Raw genomic sequence first — 18,544 nt, forward strand, 5'->3', positions numbered from 1 at the left:
GATGTGATCGGATCGGTGGGCAGTGACCGGACCGGCGACGACCGTCCCGGCGGCTGTCCGGGGACGCGAGAGGAGCTGCAGTGAGCGACCAGACGCAGGGTTCGGAGCCGACGCAGGAGGAGCTCGAGAAGGCGGCCGGCGCGGAGAGCTACGAGGGCGAGCCGGTCACCGAGGAGGAACTCGGCAAGGTCTGGGAGGCCCCGGAGGCGCAGCAGGCGCCCTCCGACGGACAGGGCTGAGCCGCCGCCGTCGCCGGTGCGCGGATCGTCGGCCGCCCGGCGACGGGCAGGGCTGACGGTCCGCTGCTCCGGTGCCGGGCCGCCGTGTCTGCATGCCGTGGACGGGCGGGACCGGACGGGCCGGCACCGGGCCGTCGCGGGCTCGTCGTCCGGAGGGTCCGAAATTCCGGCCGCCCGTGTCTGCCGAGTGTCGACGGCGGACCGGGTGGTGGGACGGACCCGGCGCGGCAGCCACCGATCAGTCGCCCGGCGGCGCCAGCGTCAGCCCGTGGGCCGCGGCGAACCGGGCCGCCTGGTCCAGGTCGATCACGGCACCGGTCAGCTGGGCGGCCACCCAGCCGCCGGCGTCGGTCAGCGCGCCCCGCAGGTCGGCCCGGCGCAGGTCGGCGCGACCGAGCCGCGCCCCGGTCAGGTCGGCGCCGCGCAGGTCGCATCCGGTGAGCACCGCGCCCGTCAGGTTGGCCTCGCGCAACCGCAGGTGGGACAGGTCCGTGCCGGGCAGGCGCTCACCGGCCAGGCCGACCAGGGTCAGGTCGCAGTCCCGGACCGTCAGGGCGCGCAGCCGGCAGTCCGTCCAGCTGCTCCCGGTGAGCCGGCAGCCGTGCAGCGCGGCCCCGGCCAGCGACGCATCGGTGAAGGTGCACGTCACGAAGCTCGACGCCCGGTGCTCGGAGTCGTAGAGCTCGACGCCGTGGAACACGCAGTCGGTGAAGGCGGTGCCGCGGGTCCGGACGCGGGCCAGCGACGCCCCGGAGAAGTCGCACCGGACGAACTCCAGGCCCCCGAGGTCCGCGTCCGCCAGGTCCACCTCCGACAGATCCTCGTCGACGTAGGACCGCTGCGTCAGTCGCATCCCGGTCCGCCGGTCAGTGGAAGAAGTGCCGGGTCCCGGTCAGGTACATGGTGGCTCCGGATTCCTCGGCGGCCGCGACCACCTCCGGGTCCCGGACCGACCCGCCGGGCTGCACGACGGCGCGGACCCCGGCCCGCAGCAGGATCTCCAGGCCGTCGGCGAACGGGAAGAAGGCGTCCGACGCGGCCACCGCGCCGGCGGCACGGCCGGCCGCCCGCTCGACCGCCAGCCGGGCCGAGTCGACCCGGTTGACCTGCCCCATGCCGATGCCGACGGAGGCGCCGTCGTCGGCGAGCAGGATGGCGTTGGACTTCACGGACCGGCACGCCCGCCAGGCGAACTCCAGGTCGCGCAGCGTCGCCTCGTCCGCCGGTGCTCCGCAGGCCAGCGTCCAGGTCTCCGGCCGGTCGCCGGGGGCGTCGATCGCGTCGCGCCGCTGGGCCAGGGCGCCGCCGGAGATGGTGCGGAACTCCACCGGGTCCGGGGTGGCCCCGGCGGGCATACGCAGCAGCCGGATGTTCTTCTTGCGGGTCAGCACCGCCAGCGCGTCGTCGGTGTAGGCCGGCGCCAGCAGCACCTCGGTGAAGACCTCCGCGATCTGCTCGGCGAGCTGCCGGGTCACCGTCCGGTTGGTCGCGATCACCCCGCCGAAGGCTGAAACCGGGTCGCAGGCGAGCGCCTTGGCGTGGGCGCGGGCGATGTCGTCGTCCGAGCCGCCGGCGACGACGGCGATGCCGCACGGATTGGCGTGCTTGATGATCGCGACGGCCGGATCCTGCCAGTCCCCCGCTGCCCGCCACGCCGCGTCCGCGTCGACGTAGTTGTTGTAGCTCATCTCCTTGCCGTGCAGCTGCTCGGCGACCGCCAGCCCGGGCCGGTCGCCGCCGTAGAGGGCGGCGTCCTGGTGCGGGTTCTCGCCGTACCGCAGCTGCGCCAGCCGGCGGTAGGTGCGCCCCGTCCACGCCGGCCAGCGCGGCGCCGCGGCCGTCGCGCCGGCCGACTCGGCGGCGGCGGCACCGGCGGCGGGCTCCGAGCCCTGGGCCTCCTGCGCGGCGAACCAGCCGGCAACCGCGACGTCGTAGCCGGCGGTGTGCGCGAAGGCCTTCGCCGCCAACGCCCGCCGCTGGGCCAGCGTGAAGCCACCACCGGCGACGGCGGCACGGACCTGCCCGTAGTCGTCGGGATCCACCACGACCGCGACGCTGGGGTGGTTCTTGGCGGCGGAGCGCACCATCGCGGGGCCACCGATGTCGATCTGCTCGATGCACTCGTCCGGTGAGGCCCCGGAGTCCACCGTGGCCTGGAACGGGTACAGGTTCACCACGGCCAGGTCGAACGGCGCGATGCCGAGATCGGCCAGCTGCGCGGTGTGGTCGGCGAGCCGGGTGTCGGCCAGCAGTCCGGCGTGCACCGCCGGGTGCAGCGTCTTGACCCGCCCGCCCAGCGACTCCGGGAAGCCGGTCAGGTCCTCGACGGCCTGCACCGGGATGCCGTGGTCGGCCAGCAGCCGCGCCGACCCGCCGGTGGAGACCAGCTGCACGCCGGCCGCGTCGAGCTCGCGGGCCAGGTCCAGCAGGCCGGTCTTGTCCGAGACGGACAGCAACGCCCGGCGCAACGGCCGCCGGGCCTGCGTGCCGGGCTCGTCCGCCGTGGCGCTCGCGGATCCGGTGGAGGTCATCCGATGGTCACCCTTCTGCCGTCGATGCTCCAGCCGAGCCGGCACAGGCGGCCGACGACGTCGACCAGCTGGGTCCGCTCCGCCTGCTTGATGCGTTCGGTGAGGGTGGCCTCGTCGTCCCCGTCCAGCACCGGCACCGCGGTCTGCGCGACGATCGGCCCGGAGTCCAGGCCGGCGTCGGCGAAGAAGACGGTGGCGCCGGTGATCCGCACGCCGTAGGCCAACGCGTCCCGCGGTCCGTGCATACCCGGGAACGCGGGCAGCAACGTGTTGTGGGTGTTGATGTACCGCCCGCCGAACTCGGCGAGGAAGCGCGGCCCGACCAGCTTGAGGAAGCCCGCCGACACCACCAGCCGGGGGTCATGACGCCGGACCTGCTCGGTCAGCGCGCGGTCCCACGCGTCCCGGTCGGCGTGGTCCCGGACCGACTCGACGAAGGTCGGGACGCCGCGCTCGGCCGCCAGCGCCAACCCACCGGCGTTCGCCCGGTCGGCACCCACGGCCGCCACCACGGCGCCGAAGGCGGGATCCTGCTGGGCGTCCAGCAGCGCCGCCATGTTGGAGCCGCCACCGGAGATCAGGACGACCACGCGCGCGGAGTCGGTGGGACCCGCCGCGGCAGCCGCGGCCGGTGCGACCTGACCGGACAAGCAGCACCCTCTCGAGGCCGGGGACGGGAGCGCGGTCCAGCCTAGGCGTCCTCGCTCCGGCGACTCCGGCCCCCCTGCGCGCCGCGGCCGGGCGGCCCGGCGCCGTGGACGGGCGGGGTGCGGACGGTCAGGCCATCGGCCGCAGCTCCACGGCACTGCCCGGTCCGGCGAAGCGGGCTGCGACCTCCTGCGCACGCTCCCGGGAGGCACAGTCGACGACGAAGTAGCCGGCGAGCTGCTCCTTGACCTCGGCGTACGGGCCGTCGGTGGCGAGGTAGCCCTCGGGCGTCCAGGTGTAGACGGTGGCATCGGCGGGATCGCCGAGGGCCTCGGCGGTGACGAACTCCCCGGAGGCGGACAGCTCGCCGAGCAGGGCGTCGAAGTCCCGGTCCATCTCCTCGTGCCGCTCCCGGGGGATGGCCCGGCCCTCGGCGGTGTACAGCGACGTCGGGTGACCCCAGGGCTCCGGGGTGCTGTGGATCAGGATGACGTACTTCACGGCCGATCTCTCCTCTGTCCGTTCGGGCCGCCGTGGCCGGCGTACCCGGTGGTCGGAGCCGGCCGACCGGGTTCGACAGCAAGATCACCGCCGCGGCGCGTCACCCGTTCCGCCCGCCGTCCCCGCAGGCGACTGCGCTCAGTCGGCCGCGGGGCCGGTGCGCGGTTCCGCCGCCCGGTCCGCCCGGTGCGGGTCCACCGGGCGCTGCTGTGGGAGCAGCGGCCGGGAGCCGTGCACCGGGGCCGCACCGGCGGGTGTGGACAACTGGCCCGTGGGCGCTCCACCGTCGCGCACCGTCGTCTGCTGCGCGTTCGCGGCGTCCGCCACGGCATCCGCGGCGGCGTCCGCTGCGAGGTCCGCGGTGGCGTCCCGGTCGGTGCCCGCCGGCGTACCGGAGGAGTCCGCGACGACGTCCGACGTCCCCCCGTCCGGGTCGCCGCCGCCGCTCGGCAGTACGCCGTCGGGACGGTCCGTGCCGGCGAACGCGCCGGCAGCCTCGGACGCCGGCTCACCCGTCGAATCGTCGACGACGGCCGCGGCGTCCGTGTCCGTGGCCGGGTCCGGGTCCGGGTTCGTGTCCCGGTCCGTGTCCGTGTCCGCAGGGCCTTCGTCCGCGGACGGCTCGGCGGCACGACCCCCGGCCGTGACGACCGCGCGGTCCTCGTGCGTGACGTCCGGGCCGGTGTCGCCGGTGCGCGGGGCATCCGCCACCACGGCCCGGGGGTCCGCAGCGGACTCGTCCGCAGCGTCCTCCGCCGACCCGGCGTCCGGGGCGTCCGCGTGCGCGGCGACCGCCGACTCGGCCCCGTCGGTGACGCCGGCGTCCTGGTCGGCCTCGGCGGCGGCGCCCGGTGCGGTGGCGTCCGGCGTGTCGGATTCCGCATCCGCAGCCGCATCCGTGGCTCTGGCGTCCGCGTCCCCGGACACCGCCCGGGCCGGCACGACTGCCGCGACCGCGGCCCCGACCGCTCCGACCTCCACGGCCAGCAGCACGGCCGTCAGGACCGGCGGGGCACCGGCGGACAGCCACCGGCCCGGCGTCACGCCCCCGGCGGCGAGCCAGGCGAGGGCACCGACCGCCAGGCCGGCGAGCCCCCCGGCCGCCGCCGCGGCGCGGACCCGATCGGCCCGCGAGGCCAGCCGGCGCGCGGCGACCACACCAGCGAGCAGTCCGGCGGCGACGGGGACGGCCAGTGCGACGAGTCCCAACCCGCCGGCCGGGTGGCGGTCCGGGACCGCGGCGAGCAACGGGATGCCCGGCAGGTCGGCGGTCAGCGAGCCGAACGGCGAGTAGTGGCCGGCTCCGATGTCGAAGCCGACGCCGGAGGCGTAGCCGGCCACCGCGATCACCGCATTGGGCAGGAACGCGAGGCTCAGCACCGTGAGACCGAAGGCGTCGGCCCCGCCGCCACCCGCCTCGACCAGGTGGGCCGCCGCGCCGAAGGACAGGGCGGAAGCGGCCGCCAGCACCAGCGCGGAACCCCCGAGCACCGCCGCCACGGCCACCGCGGCGAGGCGCAGGGCGGTCGTCACCCAGCTCGGCGACACCCGCACCAGCAGGGCGCGCAGCGCCGCCCCGCGGACCACCGTGGCCAGGCCGACGGTGACCCAGGCCAGGATCGCCGGGCGCCACCACTGGTCGGGGCTCAGCCGGCCCGGCTGCAGCAGCACCGGGACCGCGGTCACCGCCGCCCCGTGCAGGATGCCGGTCACCAGGATCGCGGCGGTCTCCTGACCCACCCCCGCCGGCACGACGCGACCCCGCCCGACCGCACCCCACAACAGGGACACCGCCAGGACCCCGAGCAGCAGCGGTGGGAGCGTGAGGGTGGCGTCGCCGATCCGGACGTCCATCCCGTGTCCGGCGGCGAGCGCGATGGCACCGGCGCGCAGCGCGGGCAGCGGGCTGGACCCCGACGCCGGGGTGACCGCCCACAGCAGCAGCGCGATGCCGACGGTGAGCACCAGCGCCGCGAGCACCGCGGCCAGCGCCCGCACCGCAGCCGCCACGACGACCAGCGCGGTGGTGGAGGCCGGCGGTCGCCGATCGCGGGAGGTGTCCGGCGGAGCTCCGGACACGGCAGGGCGGTGGCCCGCGTCGAGCAGGGTCATCCGACGACTGTCACACGGTGCGCCCGCGGTCCCCGACAGGCTCGCCGCCGCGACAGCGGCAGTCGGACGCCGCCGCGACAGCGGCCGTCGGACGCCGCCGCGACAGCGGCAGTCGGACGCCGCCGCGACCGCGGCAGTCGGACGCCGCCGCGACCGCGCTGCCGGGAGACGACGAACGGGCGGCCACCGGAATCGGTGGCCGCCCGTCGTAGCTACTTGGTCCGCGCACCCGTTCTCGCCGGGGCCGCGGGACCAGGACGTCAGAAGCGGACCTGCTGGGTGGCGTCCGGACCGTCGTCGCGGCGGTTGGGGTCGGTCCCGGACTCGCCCGAGCCGACGGTCGGGGTGGCGCCGGTCGTGGCGCCGCCCTGGCCGTAGCCGCCGTAGTACGGCTGGTCGCCCTGCTGCTGGTAGCCGGTCGGCTGGCCCTGGCCCTCGGTGCCGACGGTCGGCTGCGGGCTCTGGTAGCCGCCGGTGTCCCCCGGTCCGCCGAACACCTGGCGGTGCGGCGTGCCGGCGTCGCCGTGCCCGCCCTCGCCGCCAAACGCCGGCGGGACCGCGTTGGCCACCGTGGCCGGGACGGGGACGGTGCCCTTGACGACGCCGCTGTCGGCGAGCCAGGCGGCCACGGCAGCGGCCGCCTCCAGCAGGGCGAAGATGGTGACCAGGATCAGGCCGATGCCGGCCTTGTAGTCGATGCCCTGCGCGTCGTCGGTGCCCGGGAGCGAGAACCAGGCGAAGACTGCGCCGAGGAATCCGACGACGGCGAGCACGGCGGCGGTGAACGGGTGACGGCCGGCCTTGGGCAGGATCGGCGCCAGCGACAGCAGGCCGGCCACCACGAGCAGCGCCGGGATCCACCCGCCGAGGTACCAGAGGTTTCCGACGGACTCGTCGTTGCCGTTGAGCGTCACCTTGGAACCGGTGAAGCACGCGAAGATCAGGTTGAGCAGCGCCAGCAGCGCCACCACGAGCGGCAGCACCTTGGCCAGGTTGACCGGGGTCCTGGGCGCCGGCGGCTTCTGCGGACCGCCCTGCTGCCAGCCACCCTGGCCGCCCGGTCCGCCGGGGCCGGGTCCGTAACCGCCGGGACCAGGTCCGTAACCCGGCCGCGCGGGGCCGCCGTACCCGCCGGGCCCCTGCGGGCCGCCGTACTGCTGCTGGCCGTATCCCGGCGCACCGCCGGGCCACTGCCCGGGCTGCGGGCCACCCTGGCCGTACGGGTTCGAACCTCCGGGCTGGCCTCCCTGCGGAGGGCCGTAGGGACCGCTCATCTGCTCCACCTCACGTCGTACCGCCGACACGTGTGCCGTCCGCGCCGCGGACGAGGCGGCGGGGCGGTGCCGGACGTGCTGCGACGCTACTCCTGGGTTCGCGCCGCGACTCTCGGCAACGTATCGCACGCCGTCCCGGCGTCCCGGGCACCGCTCGGGCATGTCCCGGCGACACCGGGCACCGCGCGCATCGACGGGCGGCGGGACCCGGCGGGGCGCTCGGCCGGCGGTACGGCGTGCGAAGGCTCCGGGTGGCGGCGCGGCATCGCCGAACAGGGTCACTCCGGGTGCATCCAGCGGAGTCGATCCGCCGGGCGACCCCTGGCCGGCGACCGGCGGTCCTGGGTCGCCGGTGGCTCGGCAACCCGGAGTCGATGGCCCGGCAAGCCGGAGCCGGCGACAGGGAGCCGGCGGCACGGCAACCCGGCAGCGACGCCGGGGGCCCACCGGCGGCCAAGGGCGCCGAGTCGAGTCCGGCCGCCCCCGGCGATCAGGCCGGCAGGACCTCGCGCAGCAGCCGCGCGGTCTCGGACGGCGTCTTGCCGACCTTGACGCCGGCGGCCTCGAGGGCCTCCTTCTTGGCCTGCGCGGTGCCGGCGGAGCCGGACACGATGGCGCCGGCGTGTCCCATGGTCTTGCCCTCCGGCGCCGTGAAGCCGGCGACGTAACCAACCACCGGCTTGGTGACGTGCTCGGAGATGTACGCCGCGGCGCGCTCCTCGGCGTCGCCGCCGATCTCGCCGATCATCACGATGGCCTTGGTCTCCGGGTCCGCCTCGAACGCCTCCAGGGCGTCGATGTGCGTCGTCCCGATCACCGGGTCGCCGCCGATCCCGATGGCCGTCGAGAAGCCGAGATCCCGCAGCTCGTACATCATCTGGTAGGTCAGCGTGCCGGACTTGGACACCAGGCCCACCGGGCCCTTGCCGGTGATGGTGGCCGGCGTGATGCCGACGAGCGACTCCCCCGGCGTGATGATGCCCGGGCAGTTCGGCCCGATGATCCGGGTGCGGCCGCCCTTGTGCTGGTTGTAGGACCAGAACTCGGCGGAGTCCTGCACCGGGATGCCCTCGGTGATCACCACGAGGAGCTCGATCCCGGCGTCGATGGCCTCGACGACGGCGTCCTTGGCGAACGCCGGGGGCACGAAGACGATCGACACGGTGGCGCCCGTCTCGGCGATGGCCTCGGCGACCGTGCCGAAGACCGGGAGCTGCACCTGCGCGCCAGCGGCGTCGGTGTGCGTCACGGTGGTGCCGGCCTTGCGGGCGTTCACCCCGCCGACGACCTGGGTGCCGGCCTTGAGCATCAAGGCGGTGTGCTTGGTGCCCTCACCGCCGGTGATGCCCTGCACGATGACCTTGGAGTCCTTGGTCAGGTAGATCGCCATGACTGGTGCGCGTCCTTTGCTCTGCTCTGCGGTGCTGGATCCGGCGGCCGGGTGCGGTGACGGACTACGGGGCGGCCAGCTCGGCGGCCTTGTCGGCACCCTCGTCCATGGTGTCGGCGAGGGTCACCAGCGGGTGGTTGGCCTCGGTGAGGATCCGCCGGCCCTCCTCGACGTTGTTGCCGTCGAGTCGCACGACCAGCGGCTTCTCGGTGTGCCCGCCGCCGACGCCGGACTCCAGGATCTCCAGCGCCTTGACGATGCCGTTGGCCACGGCGTCGCAGGCGGTGATGCCGCCGAACACGTTGACGAAGACCGACTTGACGTCGGGGTCGGACAGGATGATGTCCAGCCCGTTGGCCATCACCTCGGCGCTGGCGCCGCCGCCGATGTCCAGGAAGTTCGCCGGCTTGACCCCGCCGTGCTTCTCGCCGGCGTAGGCCACCACGTCCAGCGTGGACATGACCAGGCCCGCACCGTTGCCGATGATGCCGACCTGGCCGTCGAGCTTGACGTAGTTGAGGTTGCGCTCCTTGGCGCGCAGCTCCAGCTCGTTCTCGGCGGCGTTGTCGACGAAGCCCTCGTGGTCGGGGTGCCGGAAGTCGGCGTTGTCGTCCAGCGACACCTTGCCGTCCAGCGCGAGCACCTGACCTTGGGGCGTGCGGACCAGCGGGTTCACCTCGACCAGGGTGGCGTCCTCGGCGGTGAAGACCTTCCACAGGTCGACCAGGATCTGCGCGACCTGGTCCTTGACCTCGTCGGGGAAGCGACCGGCCTCGACGATCTCGGCCGCCTTGGCGGCGTCGACTCCGTCGACCGCGTCGACCGGGATGCGGGCCAGCGCCTCGGGCCGTTCGACGGCCAGCTCCTCGATCTCCATGCCGCCCTCGCGGGTGGCCATCGCCAGGTAGGTGCGGTTGGAGCGGTCCAGCAGGTAGGAGACGTAGTACTCCTCGGCGATGTCGCTGGCCGGGGTGACCAGCACGCGCCGGGTGACGTGCCCCTTGATGTCCAGCCCGAGGATGTTGCCGGCGTGGGTCTGCACGTCCTCGAGCGTCTTGCAGAACTTGACGCCGCCGGCCTTGCCGCGGCCGCCGGTCTTGACCTGCGCCTTGACCATGACCGGCAGGCCCAGCTGCTCGGCGGCGGTGACCGCGTCGGCCGCCGTCGACACCACGCGGCCGGCGGGGGCGGGCACGCCGTGCGCGGTGAACAGTTCCTTGGCCTGGTACTCGTACAGATCCACCTGTGCTCCTCGCCCTGGGTGCGGGTGGCCGGCGGAGCAGGGGGATGCGGGCGCGCCGTCGACCGTCGCAACGACCCTAGTCGCCCCCCGGGAGGGGTCGCCCGCCTGCACCGGTGAGCTTGCCCACGCGTGCCACCGGCCGGAACGGATAGGGCCCGCCCGGGCCGGGACCGAGCCGGGACCGGGCCGGGACCGTCCCGCGGCGGGCAGGTCCGGAGCCCGGGCGCCCCGGCCGGCCGGGGTCAGGACCGGGACAGCCGGGGAGCGACCGCCTGCTCGAGCCAGCCGACGATGTCCGCGGTGGCCGCGCCCGGGGTGAAGACTCCGTGCACGCCCAGTTCGGCCAGCGCGGCAATGTCGTCCGGCGGGATGATCCCGCCGCCGAACACCACGATGTCGGCGGCGTCCTCCGCGGCCAGCAGTTCCACCACGCGCCGGAAGTGCGTCATGTGCGCGCCGGAGAGCACCGACAGCCCGATGGCGTCGACGTCCTCGGCCAGGGCGGCGGCCACCACCTGTTGCGGCGTCTGGTGCAGGCCGGTGTAGACGACCTCCATCCCGGCGTCCCGCAGCGCCCGGGCGACGATCTTGACGCCGCGGTCGTGGCCGTCCAGGCCGACCTTGGCCACGACCACCCGGATCGGGCGGCTGCGCACCGCCGGCCCGCTCACCGGGAGGACGTCCCGGCTCGGCGGGGCCGGACGCCGGGCGGCTGCGTGGGCCGCCCGGTCGGCACCGGCGATCCGCCGCCGGGCCGGTGCAACGACGACACGCTCACCGCGGGTCCCCTTCCGCCGACCGCCGGGGCCGGCCCTGCTGCCGTCCGCCGCCGCGAGCCCGGTCCGCGACGCCGCCGGGAGCACCGGCAGCGCCACCCCGCGACGTCCGTGTCGCGCTGCGGGGGCTCGAGGACGCCATTCTCGCCCCGGCGGCCGCCGCACCGCGCGCCGATCGCCCGGGGTCCCCCGCCGGCACGCCGCCGGCCGGTCCCCTCGCCGGGTCCGACGGCACCCGCGCCGCCCACCCGGCCACCAGCACCGATCCGGCCAGCACCAGCACGGCGGCGGCCACCACCGCCGGGTAGCCGGCCCGCAACGCGAAACCGTCCTGGGCCCGGACCGCCGCCGGCACCACCAGCCGCACCAGCAGCGCGGCCGCCGCGGCCACGCCCGCACCGACGACGACGGACGGCAGGTCGCTGCGGAGGCCGGCCACCAGGCCGGCCGCCACGCCCAGGCACAGCAGCAGCAGCCCGGCACCGTCCACGGCCGACCCGGACAGCAGCGTCGGGCCGCTGCCGGCCGACGTCGCCAGCACCGGCAGCAGCCCGCTGACCAGCACCGCGACGACGAGCACCGCGGCCACGACGCCGGCGCGCTGCCGCACCGCCAGCGAGCTGTCCTCGTCCACCAGGTCGGTGCGGGCGTCCTGCAGGCGCCGGACCGCCACCACACCGGACACCGCGGCCGCGACGCCGAGCAGCGACGCGACGATCCCCCACCACAGCCCCGGCCCCATCGACCAGCGGTGCGGCGTCGCGCCGGCGACGCCGGCCGTGACCTGGGCACTGGCCCGCACGGTGCCGTACACCGCCAGCCCGGCGGTCGTCGCCCAGACCGCCGGCAGCCAGGCGAGCCCGAGGGCCGCGGCACCCGCCGGCGCCGTCGCCGGGACGAGCGCCGCGACACCGGCGACGGCCAGCAGCAGGGCCACCACGAGGAAGGGCCCACCGATCGACGCCGACAGCGGGTAGCCGCCGGGGCGGGGCGGATCCGCGGCGCCGTCGACGAGCAGGCCGCTGGTCCGCGCCGCGAGCACCGCCGCACCTGCCGCGAGCAGCGCCAGCACCCCTGCCAGCAGCCCCGGCAGGCGCCGGCCGCCCGTCCGGTCGCCGCCGGCGAGGACATCGCTGCCCGGCCCCGCCGTCGCGACCCCGCCGCCCGGCGGGCGGGGACCACGCCGGAGCAGCGGCACGGACAGGGCCAGGAGCAGCCCACCGGCGACCAGGGCCCACACCGTGCCCTCGACCCGGACGCCGATCCCCGCCGCCCGGACCAGCAGCGCGGTCAGGGCCGGCACGGCGACCGCCGCCGCCACCCCGCAGAGCAACGCGGCGGCCAGGCGCCGCGGCAGCAGCGGGGCCACCAGCACCGCGGCTCCGGCGAGGACGGCGAGCACCAGCGCGCCGGACAGGTCCCACAGGCCCAGCGCGGGCGGCAGGGCCCGGCTCGCCAGGTAGCCACCGGCGTACGGCACCGACACCGCACCGACCAGCACGGCGACCGCACCGAGCAACCCGACGACGACCGGCGGTCCGGCGCGGCGCACCTCGGCGGCGTCGTCGCCCCCCGCGCCACGGACGGCGAGTCCGGGTCCGTCCGCCCCGTCGCCGGCACCCTCCCCACCGGCGAGGGCGCCCACCGCGGGCGGGCCGTCGGCGGCGAGCGGGTCGACCGGGTCCCGGTCCGGATCGCCGAAGGCGCGGACCATCCCGCGAGCGGCGAGCAGCCCGCCGGCCACGGCCAGCAGGTCGCCGGCCAGCAGCAGCACGGCACCGGCGGGCGCGGCGGTCACCGGCAACGCGTGGACCGAGGCCTCGTGGAACAGCTCGGGACGCACGGCGTCCCCGGGATCGGTCACGGCACCGAGATCGGCGAGCAGGCGACCGGCCGCGAGCGTGCCGGCGCCGGCGGCGGCCGCCAGCCCGGCGAGCGGGCGCCAGGCGGCCAGGGCGAGGACCACCACGGGGACCAGCAGCACGGCCCAGGGCGCGGCACCGGCCGGACCGGGTGGGCTGCCGTCGGCCGTCCGCACCAGCCCGACGACCGGCGCCAGCGCCCCCAGCAGCGCGCCGACCAGCACCAGCGCCGCCGGAGCCAGCACGGTGCGGGCCGACGACACCGGCGAGGGGGCGGCGGTCACGGGATCGACGGCTCGGCCGGGCGGTTCCCGCCGCACCGGCCACCGCGGGCGGCTGCGGCAGAATGCACCCGACGACGGTAGCAACGGTGCCGTCGACGACCGGTGCACACGGGTCCGGCAGCGCTGGGCCGAGCGCCGGGCAGATGCGGGTCCGGCGTCGGGTCGGCGGCGGGCACGACGTCGGGCAGGATGCGGCCCGGCGCCCGCCCTGGTGCCGGGCACGGTCGCGCCGGCGCCCGACAGCGCGCCGGTCGGCTGCCGGGACGGACCCGGGGAGACGACGGGAGGCCCGGTGACGACGCGGTGATCGCCGGTCTTGCGTACGGGCTGCTGGCCGCCGGCCTGGTGCTCGCCCTCTGGACGGGCATCCAGGGCGGCCGCCACCGCCCCACGACCGAGGCGCAGATGGTCGGCGCCATCGTGGTCGAGGCGGGGCTGCTGGTGCAGGCCGTGCTGGCGCTGGTGCGGCTGTCGTCCGCCCACCTGTCCGAGCCGGTGACCTTCGTCGCCTACACCGTCGGCGTGCTGCTGCCGCTGCCGCTCGGCTTCCAGCTCGCCCGGATCGAACGGACCCAGTGGGGGTCGGCGGCGCTGTGCTTCACTGCGGTCGTGGTGGCCGTGATGAACCTGCGCCTGCTGGCGCTCTGGCGTGGCTGACCCGGCCGCCGGATCCGGTCGCCCGGCCCCCGGGGTGCAGCCGGCCGCCGGATCGGAGCCGCACGTCGACGCGGCACCCGCCGGCCAGGACCCCGCCGGACTGTCACCCGCCGGCCAGGACCCCGCCGCGGTCCCGGTGACCGCGGAGCCGGTCGGCGACGAGGACCAGCTGCCGACCGGACCGCGGCGCATCCTGGTCGCCTTCTACGCGATCTTCGCGCTGGCCGCGACCGCCCGGGCCGTCGTGCAGCTGAGCACCGCCTTCGACCAGGCACCGCTGGCCTACCTGCTGTCGCTGTTCTCCGGCATCGTCTACCTCGGCGCAACGCTCGGCCTGGTCACCGAGCGCCGGTGGTCCCGCCCGCTGGCCTGGGCCTCCTGCGGCACGGAGCTGGTCGGCGTGCTGGTCATCGGCGTCGCGTCACTGGTCGACCACGAGGCGTTCCCCCGGGACACCGTGTGGTCGCGGTTCGGCAGCGGCTACGGGTACTTCCCCGTCCTGCTGCCGCTGCTCGGGCTGCTCTGGCTGCGCTACAGCCGGCCCGGCGCCCCTCGGGACTGACCGCGGCGTCGCCACCCGGTCAGCGAGCGCCCGTCGACCGCGCCGTGCCGGGCTCCGGGGCGGTCACCCGGATCGGGTCGGCCAGCCGCCGGTACAGCACCAGGTACAGGACGAACGCCAGCACGAAACCGACCTGGAAGGTCAGGTCACCGATCTGCGCCAGCCGCGCCGCGACGGGACCCCTGTAGAACGTCTGGTTCGAGAACAGCCAGATGGACAGCACCGCCGAGACGAGCATGGCCACGAAGCCGGCCCAATTCCGGTAGCCGGTGTCCGAGTACACCGTCTCGCCGGGCCGGAACCGGCGCAGCAGCCGGTCGGCGAACACCACAGCGAGCCACGGCCCCACCCAGTAGGCGATCACCAGCAGGAAACTCTCGTAGCTGGCGATGTTGTGGAGGCCGAACGAGGCCACCACGAAACCGGCGATGCCCATGACGACCGCGATGGCGGCCCGCAGCCAGTGCAGCCGGACGGTGAACCCCATGGCGGCGAACGAGATCGCGCTGGAGTACACGTTCAGTGCATTGGCGGCGACGGCCCCCAGGGCGATGCCCAGCAGGGTGAGCTTGCCCAGCCAGTCGGGCAGCACGCTGGTGTAGCCGAGGGTGGGGTTCCCCGTGTACGAGCCACCGCCGAGCACCGAGAAGGCGGCGGCACCGAACGACTCCAGCAGCACGCACGAGACGAGGACGCCCAGCCCGGCGAAGATGCCGGCGGGGCGCCCGGTCCCGGGCGGCAGGTAGCGGGTGTAGTCGGCGCCGTAGGGGTTCCAGCCGGCCGCGTACCCGAAGGTGGCGCCCAGCAACACCCACCAGGCGCCGGGGAACGCGCCGGCGGCCGGCGCGCCGAGGTGGGCCTTGGACAGGATCACCACCCCGCCGGCCAGGAAGATCACCGTCAGGACGGGCGCGGCGAACCGCTCGAAGACGTGGATCAGGTTGTGGCCGAAGAAGGCCAGCAGCAGCATCAGGACCACGACCACGGCGAGTGCCAGGTACAGGTCGAGGCCGGTCAGCGCGGACAGCGCGAAGGCGCCGCTGACGCTGTTCACCGCGAACCAGCCGACACCGGCCACCAGCCAGTTCAGCCCGGCCGGCAGGATGTTGCCGCGGTAGCCGAAGGCCCGGCGGGACAGCACCATCTGGCAGTAGCCGGTGTCCGGTCCCCAGCTCGACAGCACCGCCTGGGTCGTCGAGCCCAGGGCGCTGCCGATCACCACCGCCCAGAACGTCTGCCAGAAGCCGAGTCCGAAGATCAGGCCGAGCGCGCCGACGTAGATCGTCGAGAACTCCATGTTCGGCGAGATCCAGGTCCAGAGCATCTGCACCGGGCGGCCGTGCCGCTCGGAGAGCGGGATCACTTCGGCGCCACCGGGTTCGACGGCGGCGACGCGGGCGCCGTAGTGCCGGTCACCGGCCACGTCCACGGGGGCAGAGCTCATGGCGGCATCCTCGCGACGATCTTGAGCAGCGGCAAGGCCGCTGTCGACGTTGTGGTCCGCGGGCCCGGTACCCGGCCGGCCGGTCGGCACGCGCCCCGCGGGCGGGCCCGGTGTCAGAGCTTGGTCATCGGCACACCGCCGATGAGCATCAGCCGGATCGTCCCGGCACTGCCGAAGTCGATGACGGCGGTCGTCCGCACGCCCATCCCGGACACCTCGGTCACCTTGCCCAGCCCGTACTTGTCGTGGGAGACGCGGTCGCCGACGGCCAGCACCAGTGGCGGCCGGTTCGTGGTGCGGCTCGGTGTCCGCTCGCCGAACCGCGACGCCGTCACCGGCGCCGACCGGGCCTGCGCCCACCCGGACCGGTTCGCGAAGGCGCCGCCGGGCCCGAACGAGTCCGGCCGGTCGACGAACGGCACGGTCTCCACCATCCGCCGCCAGTGCAGGACCTCGCCGGGGATGTCGTCGAGGAACCGCGACGGCGGGTTGCTGCTCGGCTGACCCCACGCCGACCGCTGCACCGCCCGCGAGACGTACAGCCGCTGCCGTGCCCGGGTGATCCCGACGTAGGCCAGCCGGCGCTCCTCGGCGAGCTCCTTCTCGTCGGCCAGCGACCGCAGGTGCGGGAAGATCCCGTCCTCCATGCCGGTCAGGAAGACGACCGGGAACTCCAGGCCCTTGGCGGTGTGCAGGGTCATCAGCGTGACGACGCCGTCCTCCGAGTCCGGCACCGAGTCGGCGTCGGCCACCAGGGACAGCTGTTCCAGCACCGCGCTGAGCACCTCGCCCGGCGTGCGCAGCGACGCGGCCGCCGGCGCCTCGCCGGGAACCAGCGGTGCCGGGCCGTCGTCGCCGTCCTCCGGCACCGCGTCGCCCGCCACCTCGCGCGCGGACCCGCCCGCCGCCCGGTCCTCGGCCGGCCCGTCCCCCGCCGCGGGTCCGGACACCGCACCGGCGACGGGCACCGCGTCGTCACCGGGCAGCCCGTCGAGCCCACCGGCACCCCGTGCCGCCCGAGCCGGGGGCGCTCCCCGCTCGGCCTCCACCGCCACCTGCCAGGCCTTGGGCCGGCGTGCGGCGCCGGCACCCGGCGCGGGAGGGTCGCCGACACGGTCGTCCGGGCCCGGCAGCTGGGCGGCGGCGGCCGCGGCGCCCTCCGCCGTGTCGTCCAGCTCGACCGGGTCCTCGCCGGCCGCGGCCGTGGCGACCGCGCCGGCCAGCAAGAGTTCGGTGTTCTCCCGCAGCACGCTGACCAGCTGGTCGAGGTTCTCCAGGCGGGCGTAGTCCTGCGGGTCCTGCGACGCCTCCAGCTCGGCCCGGTAGCCGGTGCGGTCCAGCACGGCGGTCAGCAGCTCGGCCGGGTCGCTGCCGTTGGCCACCAGCTCGCGCAGCCCGTCCATCAGCTCGACGAATCCCTTGACGGCGTTCACCGACCGGGTGACCAGGCCCGGGACGTCACCGGCGCGGGTCAGCGCGGTGGCGAACGGGATCCGCTGCTGCTCGGCGAAGAACGCCACCGTCGCCTCGGCGCGGTCGCCGATCCCCCGGCGCGGCGTGTTGAGCACCCGCCGCAGCGACACCTCGTCGTCGGGGTTGGCGACCGCGCGGAGGTAGGCCAGGGCGTCGCGGACCTCGCGGCGCTCGTAGAACCGGACGCCGCCGACGATCCGGTAGGGCATGCCGGTGCGGACGAACACGTCCTCGATGGCACGGGAGGCGGCGTTGGTCCGGTAGAAGACGGCGACGTCGCCGAACCGGATGCCCTCGTTGTCGACGAGCGAGTCGATCTCGCCCGCGACGAACTGGGCCTCCTCGTGCTCGTTGTCCCCGACGTAGCCGACGATCTGCGGTCCGCCCGGCTCCGCGGTCCACAGGTTCTTGGCCCGCCGCTCCGGGTTCCGGGCGATCACCGCGTTGGCCGCGGACAGGATGTTCTGCGTGGAGCGGTAGTTCTGCTCCAGCAGGATCGTCTGGGCGTCCGGGTAGTCCCGCTCGAACTCGACGATGTTGCGGATGGTGGCGCCGCGGAACGCGTAGATCGACTGGTCGGCGTCGCCGACGACCACCAGCTCGGCCGGCTCCACGGCGCCCGGCGTGCCCGGCTCTGCCCTGGTCCCGACCAGCGCGCGGACCAGCTCGTACTGGGCGTGGTTGGTGTCCTGGTACTCGTCGACCAGCACGTGCCGGAACCGGCGGTGGTAGTGCTCGGCGACCGCCGGATAGGTCCGCAGCAGGTGCACCGTCTGCATGATCAGGTCGTCGAAGTCGAACGCCGACGCGGCCCGGAGCCGCTGCTGGTAGCCGGCGTAGACCTTGGCCACCAGCTGCGCCATGTCCGTGTCGGCCCTGGTCGCCGCGCTCTCCGCGTCCACCAGCTCGTTCTTGAGGGTGGAGATGGCGCCGGCCAGCGTGCGCGCCGACACCTTCTTGACGTCCAGGTCCAGGTCCGCGGCGACCAGCTGCACCAGCCGCTGCGAGTCGGCCTGGTCGTAGATGGTGAAGCTGCTGCGGATGCCCAGCGTCGACGCCTCGTTCCGCAGGATGCGCACGCACATGGAGTGGAACGTCGACACCCACATGGCCCGGGCCCGGGGCCCGACCAGGTCGGTGACCCGCTGCTTCATCTCGGCGGCGGCCTTGTTGGTGAAGGTGATCGCCAGGATCTCGCCGGGCCGGGCGCCGCCGGCCGCCAGGAGGTACGCGATCCGCCGGGTGAGCACCCTGGTCTTGCCCGATCCGGCGCCGGCCACCACCAGCAGCGGCGCCCCGCGGTGCTGCACCGCACCCCGCTGCGGGCCGTTCAGCCCGGCGAGCAACTCCGCGCCGGCGTCCGCGGCCGACTGCCCACCGGCCGGGCGCGCGGCACCTCCCGGACCGCCCGCCGGGGCCACAGGTCCCGCGGACCGGGGCGCGCCGAAGGTCCGCGTCGAGGTCGCCGGCGCGGCGGACGGCAACTCGAACAGACCGGTCATGACGGCGACCAGGTTACCCGCGGGCACCGACAGGGCCCGGTGGCCG

15 protein-coding genes are annotated in these 18,544 nt (G+C 75.5%); 3 read left to right on the forward strand and 12 right to left on the reverse strand.

Annotation, left to right across the window (positions count from 1 at the left end; all coding sequences use genetic code 11):
* The first annotated feature begins 80 nt into the window (after positions 1–80).
* Positions 81–239, forward strand: a complete 159-nt coding sequence (locus IEY37_RS11475) for a hypothetical protein (protein WP_188941699.1) — start codon at positions 81–83, stop codon at positions 237–239.
* Positions 240–477: 238 nt separating this feature from the next.
* Here IEY37_RS11475 and IEY37_RS11480 read toward each other — a convergent pair whose 3' ends face one another.
* From IEY37_RS11480 to IEY37_RS11525, 10 genes are all read right to left on the reverse strand, one after another.
* Positions 478–1,092: a pentapeptide repeat-containing protein gene (locus IEY37_RS11480; protein WP_188941700.1), complete on the reverse strand. Its 615-nt coding sequence runs from the start codon at positions 1,090–1,092 to the stop codon at positions 478–480.
* A 13-nt stretch (positions 1,093–1,105) separates the two neighbouring features.
* A complete protein-coding gene (purH, locus tag IEY37_RS11485; RefSeq protein WP_188941701.1) occupies positions 1,106–2,770 on the reverse strand; it encodes a bifunctional phosphoribosylaminoimidazolecarboxamide formyltransferase/IMP cyclohydrolase in 1,665 nt (554 codons plus the stop codon).
* Positions 2,767–3,420: a phosphoribosylglycinamide formyltransferase gene (gene purN / locus IEY37_RS11490; protein ID WP_373298313.1), complete on the reverse strand. Its 654-nt coding sequence runs from the start codon at positions 3,418–3,420 to the stop codon at positions 2,767–2,769. The genes purH and purN overlap by 4 nt, the downstream gene beginning before the upstream one ends.
* A 127-nt stretch (positions 3,421–3,547) precedes the next feature.
* Positions 3,548–3,919: a YciI family protein gene (locus IEY37_RS11495; protein WP_188941702.1), complete on the reverse strand. Its 372-nt coding sequence runs from the start codon at positions 3,917–3,919 to the stop codon at positions 3,548–3,550.
* A gap of 138 nt (positions 3,920–4,057) precedes the next feature.
* The gene (locus IEY37_RS11500; protein ID WP_188941703.1) at positions 4,058–6,031 is read right to left on the reverse strand and encodes a cell division protein PerM; all 1,974 of its coding nucleotides are present in this window, start codon (positions 6,029–6,031) and stop codon (positions 4,058–4,060) included.
* Positions 6,032–6,291: 260 nt separating this feature from the next.
* Positions 6,292–7,305, reverse strand: coding sequence for a DUF5336 domain-containing protein (locus IEY37_RS11505; RefSeq protein WP_188941704.1), 1,014 nt, complete (start codon positions 7,303–7,305; stop codon positions 6,292–6,294).
* A 490-nt stretch (positions 7,306–7,795) separates the two neighbouring features.
* Complete coding sequence (sucD, locus tag IEY37_RS11510) at positions 7,796–8,695, reverse strand: succinate--CoA ligase subunit alpha (RefSeq protein WP_188941705.1); 900 nt, start codon at positions 8,693–8,695, stop codon at positions 7,796–7,798.
* 64 nt (positions 8,696–8,759) lie between these two features.
* Positions 8,760–9,938, reverse strand: coding sequence for an ADP-forming succinate--CoA ligase subunit beta (sucC, locus tag IEY37_RS11515; protein ID WP_188941706.1), 1,179 nt, complete (start codon positions 9,936–9,938; stop codon positions 8,760–8,762).
* 242 nt (positions 9,939–10,180) lie between these two features.
* Positions 10,181–10,609: a cobalamin B12-binding domain-containing protein gene (locus IEY37_RS11520; RefSeq protein ID WP_229674313.1), complete on the reverse strand. Its 429-nt coding sequence runs from the start codon at positions 10,607–10,609 to the stop codon at positions 10,181–10,183.
* A gap of 103 nt (positions 10,610–10,712) precedes the next feature.
* Positions 10,713–12,860 (reverse strand): hypothetical protein, encoded by a 2,148-nt coding sequence (locus IEY37_RS11525; protein WP_188941707.1) that lies wholly within the window; start codon positions 12,858–12,860, stop codon positions 10,713–10,715.
* A 303-nt stretch (positions 12,861–13,163) separates the two neighbouring features.
* Between IEY37_RS11525 and IEY37_RS11530 the strand changes: the two genes are divergently transcribed.
* Positions 13,164–13,517: a hypothetical protein gene (locus IEY37_RS11530; protein WP_188941708.1), complete on the forward strand. Its 354-nt coding sequence runs from the start codon at positions 13,164–13,166 to the stop codon at positions 13,515–13,517.
* On the forward strand, positions 13,510–14,079 hold the full coding sequence (locus tag IEY37_RS11535) for a hypothetical protein (RefSeq protein ID WP_229674314.1): 570 nt from the start codon (positions 13,510–13,512) through the stop codon (positions 14,077–14,079). The genes IEY37_RS11530 and IEY37_RS11535 overlap by 8 nt, the downstream gene beginning before the upstream one ends.
* Before the next feature lie 19 nt (positions 14,080–14,098).
* Here the strand turns inward: IEY37_RS11535 and IEY37_RS11540 are convergent, their stop codons facing one another.
* On the reverse strand, positions 14,099–15,523 hold the full coding sequence (locus tag IEY37_RS11540; RefSeq protein WP_188941709.1) for a purine-cytosine permease family protein: 1,425 nt from the start codon (positions 15,521–15,523) through the stop codon (positions 14,099–14,101).
* A 113-nt stretch (positions 15,524–15,636) separates the two neighbouring features.
* The gene (locus IEY37_RS22110) at positions 15,637–18,498 is read right to left on the reverse strand and encodes a UvrD-helicase domain-containing protein (RefSeq protein WP_229674315.1); all 2,862 of its coding nucleotides are present in this window, start codon (positions 18,496–18,498) and stop codon (positions 15,637–15,639) included.
* Positions 18,499–18,544: the final 46 nt, after the last annotated feature.

The organism is Nakamurella endophytica (genome assembly GCF_014646215.1).
In the GTDB taxonomy this organism is placed as follows: domain Bacteria; phylum Actinomycetota; class Actinomycetes; order Mycobacteriales; family Nakamurellaceae; genus Nakamurella; species Nakamurella endophytica.

Excerpts from the sequence above, each read along its gene's own strand:
- IEY37_RS11480 (WP_188941700.1), bottom strand. The coding sequence starts at position 1,092 with ATGCGACTGACGCAGCGGTCCTACGTCGACGAGGATCTGTCGGAGGTG.
- IEY37_RS11500 (WP_188941703.1), bottom strand. The coding sequence starts at position 6,031 with ATGACCCTGCTCGACGCGGGCCACCGCCCTGCCGTGTCCGGAGCTCCG.
- sucD (WP_188941705.1), bottom strand. The coding sequence starts at position 8,695 with ATGGCGATCTACCTGACCAAGGACTCCAAGGTCATCGTGCAGGGCATC.
- purH (WP_188941701.1), bottom strand. The coding sequence starts at position 2,770 with ATGACCTCCACCGGATCCGCGAGCGCCACGGCGGACGAGCCCGGCACG.
- IEY37_RS11540 (WP_188941709.1), bottom strand. The coding sequence starts at position 15,523 with ATGAGCTCTGCCCCCGTGGACGTGGCCGGTGACCGGCACTACGGCGCC.
- IEY37_RS22110 (WP_229674315.1), bottom strand. The coding sequence starts at position 18,498 with ATGACCGGTCTGTTCGAGTTGCCGTCCGCCGCGCCGGCGACCTCGACG.
- IEY37_RS11505 (WP_188941704.1), bottom strand. The coding sequence starts at position 7,305 with ATGAGCGGTCCCTACGGCCCTCCGCAGGGAGGCCAGCCCGGAGGTTCG.